This is a genomic window from Streptomyces sp. CNB091 (assembly GCF_000377965.1).
The window spans coordinates 210,819-226,986 of record NZ_KB898999.1; the positions used below are offsets into that span (position 1 = coordinate 210,819).

Sequence of the window (16,168 nt, forward strand, 5' to 3'; positions counted from 1 at the left end):
TCGCGCTGGTCAGGGCAGGTCGGAGGGGCAGGGGGGCAAGGCGGATCGGAAGGGCAGGGGGTCAGGTGCACTTCTTGCCGTCGGTGGGCGCGGTGCCCTCCAGGAGGTACGTGTTGATCGCCGTGTCGATGCAGTCGCTGCCCCGGCCGTAAGCAGTGTGGCCGTCGCCCTCGTAGGTGAGCAGGGTGCCCGAGGAGAGCTGCTCGGCGAGGGCCTCCGACCACTTGTACGGGGTGGCCGGGTCGCGGGTGGTGCCGACGACCACGATCGGGTCGGCGCCCTTCGCCTCGGTGCGGTGCGGGGTGCCCGTGGCATCGGTGGGCCAGTAGGCGCAGTTCAGGGAGGCCCAGGCGAAGCCTCGCCCGAAGACCGGGGAGGCCTTCTCGAAGTCCGGGACCGCCTTCTCGACCGCGTCGGGGCCGTCGAAGGCGGGCGGCAGGTCGAGGCAGTTCACGGCGGCGTTGGCGAACATCAGGTTGGCGTACTTCCCGTTCGGCCCGCGCTCGTAGTAGCCGTCGGCCAGGGACAGCAGGCCGGAGCCGTCGCTGCGCTGCGCGCCCGCCAGCGCCTCGCGGAGCTGCGGCCAGGCCGCCTCGTCGTACATGGCGGCGATCACGCCGGTGGTGGCCAGGGACTCGCCCAGCTTGCGGTCGTCGCCGGTCGGGATGGGCTTGGCGTCCAGGTCCTTGAAGAGCTGCTTCAGCGCGGTCGCCGCGTCGGCGGTGGATGTGGTGCCGAGCGGGCAGTCCGGCTGCTCGACGCAGTCGGCGGCGAAGGACTGGAAGGCCCCCTCGAAGCCCGCCGTCTGGTCGCGGTTCATGTCGACGGCCTTCAGGGAGGGGTCCATCGCCCCGTCCAGGACCAGGCGGCCGGCCCGCTCCGGGAAGAGGTCCGCGTAGGTGGCGCCCAGGAAGGTCCCGTACGACGCTCCGACGTAGCTCAGCTTCTCGTCGCCGAGCAGGGCCCGCAGGACGTCCATGTCGCGGGCCGTGTCGACGGTGGAGACGTACGGGAGGATCTCGCCGCTCCGCTTCTCGCAGCCCGCCGCGAACTTCCCGAAGGACGCGCTCAGCTTCTTGACCTCCGCCTCGTCGTCGGGCGTCTGGTCGACCTGGGTGTAGGCGTCCATCTCCGGCCCCGTGAGGCACTCGACGGGTTCGCTGCGGGCCACGCCGCGCGGGTCGATCGCGACCATGTCGTAGCGGGCCCTCACCTGGGCCGGATAGCCGAGGGCCGCGTACCCCTGGAGATAGCCGATCGCGGAGCCGCCGGGGCCGCCCGGATTCACCAGGAGGGAGCCGATCCGCTTGCCCGGCCCGGTGGCCTTCTTGCGGGAGACGGCGAGGTCGATGTCGCCGTCATCCGGCTTGTCGTAGTCCTTCGGCGCCTTCATCGTCGCGCACGCGAACCCCTCCACCCCGCAGTCGCGCCAGCTCAGCTTCTGCGCGTAGTACGACGACAGCCCCTCGGGAGCCGCGGTGCCGGTGGCCGAGGCGCTCGGCGACGAGCCGCTGCCACTGCAGCCGGAGATGAGGAGGCCGGCAGTGCCGATCCCGATGGCGAAGGTGCGGAGCAGCCGCCTGGTATCCATTCAGGGAGCGTATCCGCCGGGTGACGAGTCGTCCGATTCCCTGCTCATTCGGGTGAACAGGGACTCGGCGTGGAAGCCCGTGGAAGCCTTCAGCCCGCCCGCAGCGCCATCGTCATCGCCTCCACCGCGAGCAGCGGCGCCACGTTGCGGTCCATCGCCTCGCGGCAGGCGATCACCGACTCGATCCTGCGCAGAGTCTGCGCGGGCGTCGAGGACTCCGCGATCCGGTCGAGGGAGTCCTGCACATCGACGTTGGCGATCGCCAGCTTCGAACCGAGCTGGAGCGCCAGCACATCGCGGTAGAACCCGGTGAGCTCGGTCAGCGCCAGATCGAGGCTGTCCCGCTGCGTACGCGTCTTGCGGCGCTTCTGCTTGTCCTCCAGCTCCTTCATCGCCCCCGCCGTACCGCGCGGCATCCGGCCCCCGGCCACCCCGCCGAGCGCCGCCTTGAGGTCCTCGGTCTCCTTGACATCGACCTCCTCCGCCATCTGCTTGGCGTCGTCGGTAGCCGTGTCGATCAGCTCCTGGGCCGCCTTGAGGCAGCCGCCGACGTCGGCGACCCGCAGCGGAACCTTCAGCACCGCCGCCCGCCGCGCCCGCGCCCGCTCGTCCGTCGCGAGACGGCGGGCCCTGCCGATGTGCCCCTGGGTGGCGCGCGCCACGGAGTGCGCCCGCTCGGGGTCGACGCCGTCGCGGCGGATCAGGACGTCGGCCACCGCCTCCACCGGCGGGGTGCTCAGCGTGAGGTGCCGGCAACGGGAACGGATCGTGGGCAGGACGTCTTCCAGCGAGGGGGCGCAGAGCATCCAGACCGTGCGCGGCGCAGGCTCCTCGACGGCCTTCAGCAGGACGTTGCCCGCGCCCTCGGTGAGGCGGTCGGCGTCCTCCATCACGATGACCTGCCACCGGCCGACCGCCGGAGAGAGCTGGGCGCGCCGGACCAGGTCGCGGGTCTCCTTCACGCCGATGGAGAGGAGGTCCGTACGGATGACCTGGACGTCGGCGTGCGTGCCGATCAGGCTGGTGTGGCAGCCATCGCAGAAACCGCAGCCGGGAGCGCCGCCCAGCGCCCGGTCCGGGCTCGTGCACTGGAGCGCGGCGGCGAAGGCGCGGGCCGCCGTGGACCGGCCGGAGCCGGGCGGCCCGGTGAACAGCCAGGCGTGCGTCATCTTCGAGCCCTGGTCCAGCGGCTTGCCGTCGGACACGGCGGTGACCAGGGCGTCGGCGTCCTTGGCGGCGGCGGCGAGCTGTTCCTGCACGCGGGTCTGTCCGACCAGGTCGTCCCATACGGTCATGGGTCACCGCCCTTCCGGTGGTGTCGTGCGGTGCCGCGGAACCGCGGTGCGTCGTGGCTTCCCATTGTGGGGGACGCCACTGACAGTCCGGCCCGCCCGCCCCCGGAGGGACGGACGGGCCGGTACTTCACCGTCGGCGGTGGGGCGGGGGCGTCAGCCGCGCGGGCGACGTCCCCGGCCCTTGGGGCCGTCGTCCTCCTGGCCCCCGAGCAGCTCGTCCGCCAGGGTCGGCAGATCGTCCAGCGGAGTCTCCTCGGCCCAGTCCGGGCGGGGGCGCTTGCGGCGGCCCTGCTGCCGGTCGGGCGTCTCCCCGACGTTCGGGTCCTCGACCTGCGGCAGTTCCCGGGTGCGCTCGTTCTCGCTCTCCGCGGGCGAGGTCGCCTGGTTCTCGTCCCGGAAGAAGCCCTGGGGCACCCGGTCGGAGGGCCGATCGGCGGAGACCGGCGGCAGCACGGCCGTCTCGTCCGCGTCCAGGGCCGGCCGCCGGTCCGCCGACCACTTGTCCGCCGGCCCCTGATCCGCCGGCCCCTGATCCGAGAAGCGCGGCAGCATCGCCGTGTCGTCGTCCCCGAGAGCGGAACCTGAACGTGCACCCCTGCCCGTACCGGATCCGGAAGGACGGTCGTCCTCCGGCCGGACCGCCGGGACCGGCTGCGTGATCTCGTTCGGGTTCACGATCGGTGTGGGCACCGTGAGCTCGTTCTCCGGCACGGACGGGCCCTCCGACTCCGAGGACCGTGAGGACGACGACGCGGACGACTGCGACGACGTCTCCGTACGGGAGTCACGGGAGTCACGGGAGGTACGGGAGGCGTGGGAGGTACGCGACGCCCGCGCCTCCTCCGCCCGCCGGGCCTCCGCACGCTCGGCCTCCGCACGCTCGGCCTCGGCGCGCGCCGCCTCCGTACGGGCTGCGGCCTCGGCCTCGGCCCGGCGGCGGGCCTCCTCGGCTCGCATCAGGGCCTCTTCGGCCCTGCGCTGCTTCTCCAGCCGCTGCGCCTCGGCCTCCTTGCGGAGCCGGGCCTCCTCCTCGGCCTGCTTGCGCAGGCGTTCCTGCTCGGCCTCGCGGACCCGCTCCTCGGCCTCCAGCCGGAGCCGGTCCTCCTCTGCGCGGCGGCGGGCCTCCTCGGCGCGCTGCCGGGCCTCCTCCGCCTGGCGCTCGGCCTCGCGGCGGCGGGCCTCCTCCAGCTCCCGCTGCTTGCGCTCCTCCTCCTCGGCGCGCAGCCGGGCGAGCTGCTCCTGGCGCTCCTTCTCCAGGCGCTCCTCCTCGGCCTTGCGGGCGGCTTCTTCCTCCGCCTTGCGCCGGGCCTCCTCGATGGCCTGGCGGCGCGCCTCCTCGATGGCCTCGATCTCGGCCTCGGAGAGCGGCAGGAGCTGGTCGAGCCGGTGACGTACGACGGTGGTGATCGACTCCGGCTCCTGGCCGGCGTCCACCACCAGATAGCGGTTCGGGTCGGCGGCGGCCAGGGTCAGGAACCCGGACCTCACCCGCTCGTGGAACTCGGCGGGCTCCGACTCCAGCCGGTCCGGCGCCTCGGTGAACCGCTCCCGCGCGGTCGCCGGGTCGACGTCCAGCAGCACCGTCAGATGCGGTACGAGGCCGCTCGTCGCCCACCGCGAGATCCGGGCGATCTCGGTCGGGGCCAGGTCCCGGCCCGCGCCCTGGTAGGCCACGGAGGAGTCGATGTAACGGTCGGAGATGACGATCGCGCCGCGCTCCAGCGCCGGGCGGACGACGGAGTCGACGTGCTCGGCGCGGTCGGCGGCGTACAGCAAGGCCTCGGCCCGGTTGGACAGGCCGGCGGAGGACACGTCGAGCAGGATCGACCGCAGCCGCTTGCCGACGGGGGTGGCCCCGGGCTCGCGGGTCACGACGACCTCGTGGCCCTTGGACCGGATCCAGTCGGCGAGCGCCTCGACCTGAGTGGACTTGCCCGCTCCGTCGCCGCCCTCCAGGACGAGGAAGAAGCCGGTGGCGGCGGGCGCGACCGCCGGGTCGCCGCCGCGCAGCGCCTCGCGCAGGTCCCGGCGCAGCGGCACGCCCGCCCGGTCGTCCGTCTTGGCGAGGACGAGGGCGGCGACGGGCAGCAGCAGCGCGCCGAGCAGCATCAGAGTGAACGCGGCCCCGCCGTGGGCGAAGACGAAGTCGCCGGCGACCAGGCGGTGCCGCCCGATCGCGGCGGCCAGCAGGGGGCCCGCGACCGCGCCGAGCGCGACGAGCACCCGGACGACGGCCTGGAGGTGCTCGGTGGTCCGGGCCTGCCGGAACGCCTCGGTCTCCTGGTCGATCAGGGTGTGCCCGGTGTTCGCGGCGACCCCGGCGGCGTAACCGGCGAGCAGGGCAATGGCGATCCCGGTCGCGGTGTCCGGCACCAGGCCGAGCGCGAGGAGCGCGAGGCCGGTGACGGTCGTGGCCAGCGCCAGCAGGCGGCGGCGCGACAGGGTGGGCAGCACGTGGCGCGCGGTGCGGATGCCGAGGGCGGTGCCACCGGTCAGTCCGAGGACCAGCAGCGCGAACGTCGCGGGCCCGCCCCCGAGGTCGTAGGCGTGCAGTACGGAGACGGCGGCGGCCGCCGCGACGGCTCCGGCGAGGGCCGCGCAGACCGCGACCAGCAGGGGGACCGCGCCGGTGCGGCCCTTGTCGGGGCCGTTACCGGTGGCGGGGCGGCGCAGGCCCTCCAGCGGGGAGCGCGGCCGGGGCGTCTGCGTGGCCGGGAACCGCAGGAAGTACAGGATGGAGATGGAGGCCGAGAAGAGCCCGGCCGCGACGTAGGACCCCAGGGCCGCCTGGTGGAAGGAGAACCACTCCAGGCCCGAGCCGAGGAGGTTGCCGACCAGCGTGGCGGCCAGCAGGACCAGCGCGGCGGCGGGCACCGCGAGGAAGTTCGTGCGCAGCGAGAGGCGGCGCAGGGCGTCGAGGTGGTCGGGCAGGGGGCGTACGGCCGCGCCTTCGAGAGGCGGGGCGGGCAGCAGCGCCGGGGCGGCGCTGTCCTTGGCCACGGCCCACAGGCGCTCACCGGCGCCGGTCACGAAGACGGTGATGAGGATCATCATGAGCGCCTTGTCGGGCGTCCAGTCGATCCACAGCGGGGCGACGACCAGGAGCGCCAGGCGCAGCCCGTCCACCCCGATCATCAGCCATCGCCGGTCCAGCTTTCCGCCGGGCCCCGTGAGGGACGTCAGGGGCCCCAGGAGTACGGCTCCGAAGAACAGGGTGGAAAGGATCCGGGCACCGAAGACGGCGGCGACGGCGAAGGCCGCCCCGCGGTATCCGGTGCCGAATGAGCCCTCAAGGACCGCCGCTTGCAGCGACAGCAGCACCAGCACGAGAAGGGCGAGTGCATCGCCGATACCGCCGACGAGCTGGGCACTCCACAACCGCTTCAGCGGGGGAATACGCAACAGGGCCCGTACGGCGCGCTCGCGTGAGTCTGCGGCAAGTGTGTCGGAGGTGGGGCTCACGACCGTTGGCTGCTCGGCTCGCGTCATCCGCCCAGCCTATCGGCAGCGGTGCCGTGAACGTCGGCCCGTCCGAACATATGGACGTGAACAACTTCCGGCCATGGTGCGCGAGACCCTCTTGCGCACCACCGCCGCGCACGCCAACGCCGTAGCCGCGCACGCGAACGCCAACGCCCTAGCTGTACTGACCCGCGACGCCGACGCACTGCCGCCCGGCACCTGGATCACAGGGATCGAGGTACCGGGCGGCAGTGCGTTGACGTGCGGGGTGCGGGGTGCGATCCGCGCGACGGCGAGGTCAGTCGTCGAGGTCAGTCGTCCGACGGGGCGGCGGCGGAGGACGAGGCCGAAGCCGTCTTCCTCGCTGTCGCCGTCGTCTTCTTGGCGGCCGTCTTGGCGGTCGTCGCCTTCTTGGCCGTCGTCGTCTTCTTCGCCGCGGTCTTCTTGGCGGCCGTGGTCTTGGTGGCCGTCGTCTTCTTCGCGGCCGTCTTCTTGGCCGTCGCCTTCTTCGCCGGGGCCTTCTTGGCCGTCTTCTTCTTCGCGGGCCCCTTGGCGCGCTTCTCGGCGAGCAGCTCGTAGCCGCGCTCCGGCGTGATGTCCTCGACGCTGTCGTCGGTCCGCAGCGTCGCGTTGGTCTCGCCGTCGGTGACGTACGCGCCGAAGCGGCCGTCCTTCACCACGACCGGCGCACCGCTGACCGGGTCGGTGCCCAGCTCCTTGAGCGGCGGCTTGGCCGCCGCCCGGCCGCGCTGCTTGGGCTGGGCGTAGATCGCGAGGGCCTCTTCGAGGGTGATGTCGAAGAGCTGGTCCTCCGAGGTCAACGACCGGGAGTCGGTGCCCTTCTTCAGATACGGGCCGTAGCGGCCGTTCTGCGCGGTGATCTCGACGCCCTCGGCGTCCTCGCCGACGACGCGCGGCAGCGACATCAGCTTGAGGGCGTCGGCGAGGGTGACCGTGTCAAGGGACATGGACTTGAAGAGGGAGGCGGTCCGCGGCTTCACCGCGTTCTTGCCGGTCTTCGGCGTCCCCTCGGGCAGCACCTCGGTGACGTACGGCCCGTAGCGGCCGTCCTTGGCGATGATCTGGTTGCCGCTGACCGGGTCGGCGCCCAGTTCGAAGTCGCCGCTGGGCTTCGCCAGCAGCTCCTCGGCGAGCTCGACGGTCAGCTCGTCGGGTGCCAGGTCCTCGGGGACATCGGCCCGCTGATGGCCCTCGGCGTCCTTCTCGCCCCGCTCGATGTACGGGCCGTAGCGGCCGACGCGGAGCTTGATGTCGTTGCCGACCGGGAAGGAGGAGATCTCCCGGGCGTCGATCGCACCGAGGTCGGTGACCAGTGCCTTCAGACCGCCGAGGTGGTCGCCGTCGCCGTTGCCCGCGTCGGAGGCCGCGCCGACCCCCGCGGTGTCGTCACCGGGCTGGGCGCCGAAGTAGAAGCGCTTGAGCCACGGCACGGACTGGGCCTCGCCCCGCGAGATGCGGTCGAGGTCGTCCTCCATGCGGGCGGTGAAGTCGTAGTCGACGAGCCGGCCGAAGTGCTTCTCCAGCAGGTTGACCACGGCGAAGGACAGGAAGGACGGGACGAGTGCCGTGCCCTTCTTGAAGACGTAGCCGCGGTCGAGAATGGTCCCGATGATCGAGGCGTACGTCGACGGGCGGCCGATCTCGCGCTCTTCCAGCTCCTTGACCAGCGAGGCCTCGGTGTAACGGGCCGGGGGCTTGGTGGCGTGCCCGTCGACCGTGACCTCCTCGGCGGACAGCGCGTCGCCCTCGGCCACCTGCGGCAGCCGGCGCTCGCGGTCGTCCAGCTCGGCGTTCGGGTCGTCCGCGCCCTCGACGTACGCCTTCATGAAGCCGTGGAAGGTGATCGTCTTGCCGGAGGCGGAGAACTCGGCGTCCCGGCCGTCGCTCGCCCGGCCGCCGATCTTGACGGTGACGGAGTTGCCGACGGCGTCCTTCATCTGGGAGGCGACGGTCCGCTTCCAGATCAGCTCGTAGAGCCGGAACTGATCGCCGGTGAGGCCGGTCTCGGCGGGGGTGCGGAAGCGGTCGCCGGAGGGGCGGATCGCCTCGTGCGCCTCCTGCGCGTTCTTGACCTTCCCGGCGTACGTACGTGGCTTCTCGGGGAGGTAGTTCGCCCCGTACAACTGCGTGACCTGGGCCCGGGCCGCGGAGATCGCGGTGTCCGAGAGGGTCGTGGAGTCCGTACGCATATAGGTGATGAAGCCGTTCTCGTACAGCTTCTGCGCCACCTGCATGGTCGCCTTCGCCCCGAAGCCCAGCTTGCGGCTCGCCTCCTGCTGGAGGGTCGTGGTCCGGAAGGGGGCGTACGGGGAGCGGCGGTACGGCTTCGACTCGACGGACCGGACCGCGAAGGACGAGTCGGCGAGCGCGGCGGCCAGGGCGCGGGCGTTCGTCTCGTCCAGGTGCAGGGTCTGGGCGGAGCCGGCCTTCAGCTGCCCGTCGGGGCCGAAGTCGCGGCCCTGGGCGATCCGGCGGCCGTCGACCGCGCTGAGGCGGGCGGTGAGGGTCGAGGGGTCGGAGGCGTCACCGGTGCGGCCGGTGGCGAACTTTCCGGTCAGGTCCCAGTACTCGGCGGAGCGGAAGGCGATGCGCTCGCGCTCCCGCTCGACGACGAGCCGGGTGGCGACCGACTGGACGCGGCCCGCCGAGAGCTTCGGCATGACCTTCTTCCACAGGACCGGCGAGACCTCGTAGCCGTAGAGGCGGTCGAGGATGCGGCGGGTCTCCTGGGCGTCGACCATGCGCTGGTTGAGCTCGCGCGGGTTGGCGACGGCGGCCCGGATCGCGTCCTTGGTGATCTCGTGGAAGACCATCCGGTGGACCGGGACCTTGGGCCTCAGCACTTCCTGCAAGTGCCACGCGATGGCTTCGCCCTCGCGGTCCTCATCGGTGGCGAGGAAGAGTTCGTCGGACTCGGCCAGCAGCTGCTTGAGCTTCCTGACCTGGGCCTTCTTGTCGGCGTTGACCACATAGATGGGCTGGAAGTCGTTCTCGACATCCACCCCCAGGCGGCGTACCTCGCCGGTGTACTCGTCCGGGACCTCGGCCGCGCCGTTCGGGAGGTCGCGGATGTGCCCGACGCTCGCCTCGACGACGTATCCGGGGCCGAGATAGCCCTTGATCGTCTTCGCCTTGGCAGGCGACTCGACGATGACGAGTCGGCGGCCGCCCTGTGCGGTCTCGCTGGTCGGGGACAACTTCGCTCTTCTCTCCGGTCGACACTCGATGGGCATCCGGGCAGCGTCATGACGCTGCCCGCGGTGCTGTCGCTGCGGAGTGTGACGGTACAACCCGCCCCCGTGTCAAACGGCAAAAGCCCGCAACGGCCACTCGAACGGTAACCCGACTTCCGCCATTCCTGCCGCCCGGACCGTCGGGTCCACGCCACGCGGAGGCTTGGCCGGTGTCTTTTCGGAGGTGGTCGCGGTGTCGGCCGGGCAACCTGTCGGCCCGGGCGCCGCACTGCCGGGGGCGGGGATCAGACGAGCGTGAGGCACCACACGCCGAGGCCGAGGAAAACTACGCCGAAGAGCGTCGTGAGTGCGGTGGAGGCGACGGGGCTCACACCGTGCGCCACCGGCGCGCGGTGCAGGGCTCGCGCCCCCGTCCAGATCAGGAGGGCGGCGCCGAACAGCGCCAGGGCCGTACCGGCGAAGACTGCTGAGACGCTCTCCATGTCGTGCTCCTGGACCGTCGTGGCGAACCGCCCGGGACGGGCGTGCCGGCCGGTCCCGGAGCCGGACCTCGGCGGCCCGGCACGGGGAGGTTGTCACCCCGGGGCATCGCCCGCACGAACCCCGGGTGAACAGCACTCCCCAACCGGCCGGCGGAACCCCATCGGCCGCATCCGAGTCGCATACGGACCGGATACGAGTCGCCTACGTACCGCACAGCGATCACCCGACCGGAACGCACGGCCCGGCCGCGCCGGAGCGCGTGCGGAGCACGAACGCACTGATGACAAGGGCGGCGCCGGCCCGACCGGGGAGCCCCCCACCCCGTACCGGAAGGCGGCCGCGGTCACCGTCCTACGGACACGGCCTCCAGCTCACACCGTCATACGCACACGGCCTCCAGCTCACACCGTCGTGCGGCAACGGCCTCCAGTTCGCCGACCGCCGCACGCACCCTCCGCGGCCTCGACACCCTCCGCGCTCGCCGCGCCCTCCAGGCACTCCGCGCTTGCAGAGGACGTCACGCACTCGACCTCACGCACTCCGCGCTCGCCGAGGCCTTCACGCACTTCGCGTCCTACTGGCTCCGCGGTACTGCGCCGGGCGCCGGTACCAGGAAGCCCTCCTCGACCAGCAGCCGGATCGCCTGCGGGGTGCGGTCGCGCAGGAGCACCGGGTCCTCCGCCATCAACTGCGCGATGGCGTCCAGGATCCGCCCGGCGGGCAGCGAGCCGTCGCACACGCCCGCGAACCCGGCGGCCACCGCGTCGACCTTGGTCGCCCGCATCATGCCGCGGTGCTGACGCAGCACCACATGCTCGGGGTCCTCCGCACCCGGCAGGCCGACCTGCTCCTGCACGACCTCGGCGGCGAGGACGAAGTGCCCGGCGAGCAGAGCCGCGTCGTCCTGGTCGCGGAGGTAGTCCTGGCGGGCGAAGTGTTCCTGGACGGCCTGCCCGAGCGGTTGCCGCACCGCGTGCGGCCACTCCTCGATCACGATCGAGGGGTTCCCGGCCTCCGCCGCTGCGGATCTGCGCAGGGTGATCCAGCCGAACCCGACGGCCGTGGCGCCCCGTGCCTCGAACTCGTCGAGCCACGCCTCGTACCGCTCGGTGTACTCGGCGGGGTCGCTGCGGTGATCGCCGCTGTCCCGCAGCCACAGCTCGGCGTACTGCGTGACGTCCTGGACCTCGCGCTGGACGATCCAGGCGTCACAGCCGTACGGCACCCAGGAGCGCAGCCGGTCCTGCCACTCCTCGCCCTCCACGTGCTGCCAGTTGGCGAGAAACTGGGCGAAGCCCCCCTCGTTCAGATGGGCGCCGGACTGCTGCACCAGCGCCCGGCACAGGTCGTCGCCGCCCATGCCGCCGTCCCGGTAGGTGAGGCGGGCGCCGGGCGAGATGACGAAGGGCGGGTTGGAGACGATCAGGTCGAACGTGTCGGAGCCCACCGGCTCGAAGAGGGAGCCCTCGCGCAGGTCGGCGGGGGCAGCGCCGGACAGGGCGAGGGTGAGCCGGGTGAACTCCAGGGCACGGGGGTTGAGGTCGGTGGCGGTGACCCGGCTCGCGTGCTGGGCGGCGTGCAGCGCCTGGATGCCGGAGCCCGTACCGAGGTCGAGGGCCGAGGCGACCGGCGCACGGACGGTGATCCCGGCGAGGGTGGTGGATGCCCCGCCGACCCCGAGGACGACGCCATCCTCGCGCGAGCCGATCCCTCCCGCACCGCCGACCGCGCACCCGAGGTCGGACACGATGAACCAGTCCTCGCCGTCCGGCCCCCCGTACGGCCGTACGTCGACGCCCGCACGGACCCTCCCGTCGGCGTGGCTCACCCAGCCGTCCGCGACGCACTCGGCGAGCGGCAGGGCGGCACGTGCCTGCTCCTCGGCGACGGGACGCTGCAGCAGGAACAGCCGCACCAGCGTGTCGAGCGGGGTGTCACCACGGGTGGCCCGCAGGGCGGGGACCGTCTCGCTGCGGGCGAGGGCGGCATAGGCGGGCGCGCCGAGGCGGTCGAGGAGCCCGTCCGCGGTGAAGTCCGCGGCGAGCAGGGCCTCACGGAGGGCGGCGGCGTGGTCGGGTGCGGGAAGGCTGCTCTTACTCACCCACCCATTGTGTCCGCTCCCACCGACAACGGCAGCGGCCCGGGCACCCGCCGGGTGCCCGGGCCGCGAGAACGGCGCTCAGCCCTTCTTCTCCGCGGAGACCTTGTCCGCGGAGTCCTCACTCCGCGGAGTCCTCACTCCGTCGAGTTCTTCTCCGTCGAGCCCTTCTCCGTCGAGTCGCTCTTGTCTGCGTCCGTGCCGGCCGGGGGCGCGTCGGAGCCGTCCGCCGCGGAGCCGGAGGGGCCGGTCGAGGCAGTCGGCTTCTGGCAGCCCTTCTGCTTCGACATCGCGACGCCGACCTCACCGGACTGGAGCTTCTTCAGAGCCTGGTCACCGCTGGTGCTGATCTTGTTCAGCTCGTCGGCGATGCCCTTCAGCCCGTCGGCGAACTTCGCCTGGTCCTTGGTGTCGAGCGCGTCGACCTCGGTCTTGAGGTCGGCGTACGCCTTGGAGGATGCGTTGAGCTCCTTGACCGCTTCCTTCTGCGTGGTCTCGCCGTCGTCGACCGGCGGCGGCCCGGCCGAGTCCACGGCGGTGCCCAGCGACTTGTACGCCTGGGAGATCTGCTGGAAGGCGGCCGAGTCCGTCTTCTGCACGTCGGCGGGCTTGCTGTTGTCCGCGGTCTGCTGCTGGATGGAGGCGTTGGCGTTGGCGATCTTCTGCAGTTGCGGCTGAACCTGGTCGCAGACCTTCTTGGCCCAGTCGTTGACCTTGTTGTCGCTGTCGTCGCTGCAGCCCGACAGCGTCAGTACGAGTACCGCACCGCCGGACAGTGCGGCTGCAAGCTTCTTGTTCACCGGATTGGTCCCTTCCAAGGCTCTCGGCCCCGGAACTTACACGCCGAGGGGACGACAGCCGGGTGCCGGTCATCCGGTGTGCACGCTTTTGAAGCCATTTGCACCAAGGGAAATGAGGGAGATGCCACTCGCGCCGAGAATCGGACGCGCGATCGGTCACTCATCCGAAAGGCTGCTCCCGATCATCGGGAGGGGAGCGGGAGCGGGAGCGGGAGGCGGAGAAGGAGCGGACGGAAACGGAGACTGGGCGGACAGCACGTCAACACGAGCCGCTCGCCCACTCCTTGAGCCGACGTCTCACCGCAGCGCGCGCCCGGGGCGCCTCGCTACGCAAGACTCATGAGGCCGCCGCTGGATCTGGCGCGGGGACCGATGGACCCCCGCCCCCCGGGGCGTCGTCGTCGCCCACGGCGATGCCGCGCCGCTTGGAGACGTAGACCGCGACGACGATGACCCCGATGGCGACGACCGCCACCAGCGTCCGCACCCACGGATTGGCGTCCGCTCCATAGCTGAACTGCACGATCGCCGGGGCGATGAGCAGGGCGACCAGGTTCATCACCTTGAGCAGCGGGTTGATCGCCGGGCCCGCCGTGTCCTTGAACGGGTCGCCGACCGTGTCGCCGATCACGGTCGCGGCATGGGCCTCGCTGCCCTTCCCACCGTGGTGGCCGTCCTCGACGAGTTTCTTGGCGTTGTCCCAGGCGCCTCCGGAGTTCGCGAGGAACACGGCCATCAGCGTGCCCGTGGCGATCGCGCCGGCGAGGTACGAGCCGAGGGCGCCGACGCCGAGGCTGAAGCCGACGGCGATCGGCGCCAGGACCGCGAGCAGTCCCGGTGTGGCCAGTTCACGCAGGGCGTCGCGCGTGCAGATGTCGACGACGCGCCCGTACTCGGGCTTCTCCGAGTAGTCCATGATCCCGGGGTGCTCGCGGAACTGCCGCCTGACCTCGTAGACCACGGCCCCGGCGGACCGGGAGACGGCGTTGATGGCCAGGCCGGAGAACAGGAAGACGACCGCGGCGCCCAGGATCAGGCCGACGAGGTTGTTGGGCTGCGAGATGTCCAGGCTCAGCCCCAGCTCACCCGCCCCTGCCCCGACCTCGTCCACCGCCGTGGCGATGGCGTCGCGGTAGGACCCGAAGAGCGCCGCCGCAGCGAGCACGGCGGTGGCGATGGCGATGCCCTTGGTGATGGCTTTGGTCGTGTTGCCGACCGCGTCCAGGTCGGTGAGGACCTGGGCGCCGGCCCCCGTGACGTCCCCGGACATCTCGGCGATGCCCTGGGCGTTGTCCGAGACCGGGCCGAAGGTGTCCATGGCCACGATGACGCCCACCGTGGTGAGGAGCCCCGTCCCGGCGAGCGCGACCGCGAAGAGCGCCAGCATGATCGACGTACCGCCCAGCAGGAACGCCCCGTAGACGCCCAGGCTGATCAGCAGCGCGGTGTACACGGCCGATTCCAGGCCGATGGAGATGCCCGCCAGCACCACGGTGGCCGGGCCGGTGAGCGAGGATTTCCCGATGTCCCGGACCGGGCGGCGATTGGTCTCGGTGAAGTAGCCGGTGAGCTGCTGGATGAGCGCGGCCAGAACGATGCCGATGGCCACCGCGACCAGGGCGAAGATCCGCGGATCGCCACCGTGCCCGGCGATCGCCTCGTCGGTGACCCCGTCCAGCCCGGCGTACGAGGAGGGCAGATAGGTGAAGGCGGCGACGGCCACCAGGGCGAGCGAGACCACCGCGGAGATGAAGAAGCCGCGGTTGATCGCGGTCATGCCGCTGCGGTCGGCGCGGCGCGGGGCCACCGCGAAGATGCCGATCATCGCGGTGACGACGCCGATCGCCGGGACCATCAGGGGGAAAGCGAGACCGGAGTCGCCGAACGCGGCCGTACCGAGGATGAGCGCCGCGACGAGCGTCACGGCGTACGACTCGAAGAGGTCGGCGGCCATGCCCGCGCAGTCACCGACGTTGTCGCCCACGTTGTCGGCGATGGTGGCGGCGTTGCGCGGATCGTCCTCCGGAATGCCCTGCTCCACCTTGCCCACCAGGTCGGCCCCGACATCCGCGGCCTTGGTGAAGATCCCACCGCCGACCCTCATGAACATGGCGATCAGCGCCGCGCCGAGACCGAACCCCTCCAGCACCTTGGGCGCGTCGGCGGCATAGACGAGCACCACGCAGGAGGCCCCAAGCAGGCCGAGTCCCACCGTGATCATTCCGACCACGCCACCGGTACGGAAAGCGATCTTCATCGCTTTGTGCGAGACGGCGGTGAGATCCTTTTCCGGCTCGCCTTCCGCCGGAGTCGCCTCACGGGCGGCTGCGGCCACCCGCACATTGCTCCGTACGGCGAGCCGCATGCCGATGTATCCGGTCGCCGCGGAGAAAAGCGCACCCACCAGGAAGAAGAGGGAACGCCCCGCACGCTGCGACCAGTTGTCGGCCGGCAACAGGAACAAGAGGAAGAACACGACGATGGAGAAGACACCGACCGTGCGCAGTTGTCGGGACAGATAGGCGTTGGCGCCCTCCTGGACCGCCGCGGCGATCTCCTTCATGCGCTCGGTGCCCTCGCCGGCCGCCAGGACCTGCCGTACGAGCAGCTGGGCGACGATCAGCGCGGCGACGGCGACGACCGCCACCACGACGACGATCAGCCGGTTGCCGTCGGTGAGTACCGCCGCCGCGAGGGAGACGGGTCGGTCGGAAAGTGCGGATTCTTGCGTCAGTGCTGCCATGGGGGTGGTGAAGAACTCCGCCATACGTCCTCCTTGACGCTCAGCGCTCAAGTCGTGGACGGATTGTAGGGAGCGGAACCTGATCAAAACAGTGGGCGGGAAGAGAATTGATCGCTCTCCCCCCAACGCCGAAAGATCAGCGGAGAGATTCTCCTCGAATGCAGTAATGAGGCAGGCGCATTACGCGAGGCCAATCAAGAAAAAGGCCCTGATCAGCAGGGCCTGAAAAAACGAAACATCATCCGCGCGGCTCAACGCCCACGATCCTCGACGCGCGGGACCGGAAGCCGGATCGCAGCACCTCGGCACCTCACCCCCTCGACACCCCACCCCCTCGGCACCTGGAATCACGGTCAGAGGCGCAGGTACGGCGGCACGGGCACGAACAGTGCCACGGTGTACGAGGCACGGGGCACAGACCTCGCAACCACGGGCCCACGCGAGGAACGTGTACGAGCAATCACAGGGGCAGGCGCAGGTC

General features: G+C 71.4%; 8 protein-coding genes. All 8 read right to left on the minus strand.

The window, feature by feature from the left end:
- Positions 1-61 precede the first annotated feature (61 nt).
- Positions 62-1,591, minus strand: a complete 1,530-nt coding sequence (locus tag D581_RS0119135; RefSeq protein WP_018958824.1) for an alpha/beta hydrolase — start codon at positions 1,589-1,591, stop codon at positions 62-64.
- A gap of 89 nt (positions 1,592-1,680) precedes the next feature.
- Positions 1,681-2,886 (minus strand): DNA polymerase III subunit delta', encoded by a 1,206-nt coding sequence (locus D581_RS0119140; protein WP_018958825.1) that lies wholly within the window; start codon positions 2,884-2,886, stop codon positions 1,681-1,683.
- 153 nt (positions 2,887-3,039) lie between these two features.
- Entirely contained in the window at positions 3,040-6,375 is a 3,336-nt protein-coding gene (gene tmk, locus D581_RS0119145; protein ID WP_032752822.1) for a dTMP kinase, read from the minus strand.
- Between the two features lie 284 nt (positions 6,376-6,659).
- The gene (gene topA, locus D581_RS0119150) at positions 6,660-9,566 is read right to left on the minus strand and encodes a type I DNA topoisomerase (RefSeq protein ID WP_018958827.1); all 2,907 of its coding nucleotides are present in this window, start codon (positions 9,564-9,566) and stop codon (positions 6,660-6,662) included.
- A gap of 281 nt (positions 9,567-9,847) precedes the next feature.
- Entirely contained in the window at positions 9,848-10,045 is a 198-nt protein-coding gene (locus D581_RS0119155; RefSeq protein WP_018958828.1) for a hypothetical protein, read from the minus strand.
- 575 nt (positions 10,046-10,620) lie between these two features.
- Positions 10,621-12,147: a N5-glutamine methyltransferase family protein gene (locus D581_RS0119160; RefSeq protein WP_018958829.1), complete on the minus strand. Its 1,527-nt coding sequence runs from the start codon at positions 12,145-12,147 to the stop codon at positions 10,621-10,623.
- Between the two features lie 134 nt (positions 12,148-12,281).
- Complete coding sequence (locus D581_RS0119165; protein ID WP_018958830.1) at positions 12,282-12,944, minus strand: hypothetical protein; 663 nt, start codon at positions 12,942-12,944, stop codon at positions 12,282-12,284.
- A 337-nt stretch (positions 12,945-13,281) separates the two neighbouring features.
- Positions 13,282-15,711, minus strand: coding sequence for a sodium-translocating pyrophosphatase (locus tag D581_RS0119170; protein ID WP_018958831.1), 2,430 nt, complete (start codon positions 15,709-15,711; stop codon positions 13,282-13,284).
- Between the last annotated feature and the right edge of the window lie 457 nt (positions 15,712-16,168).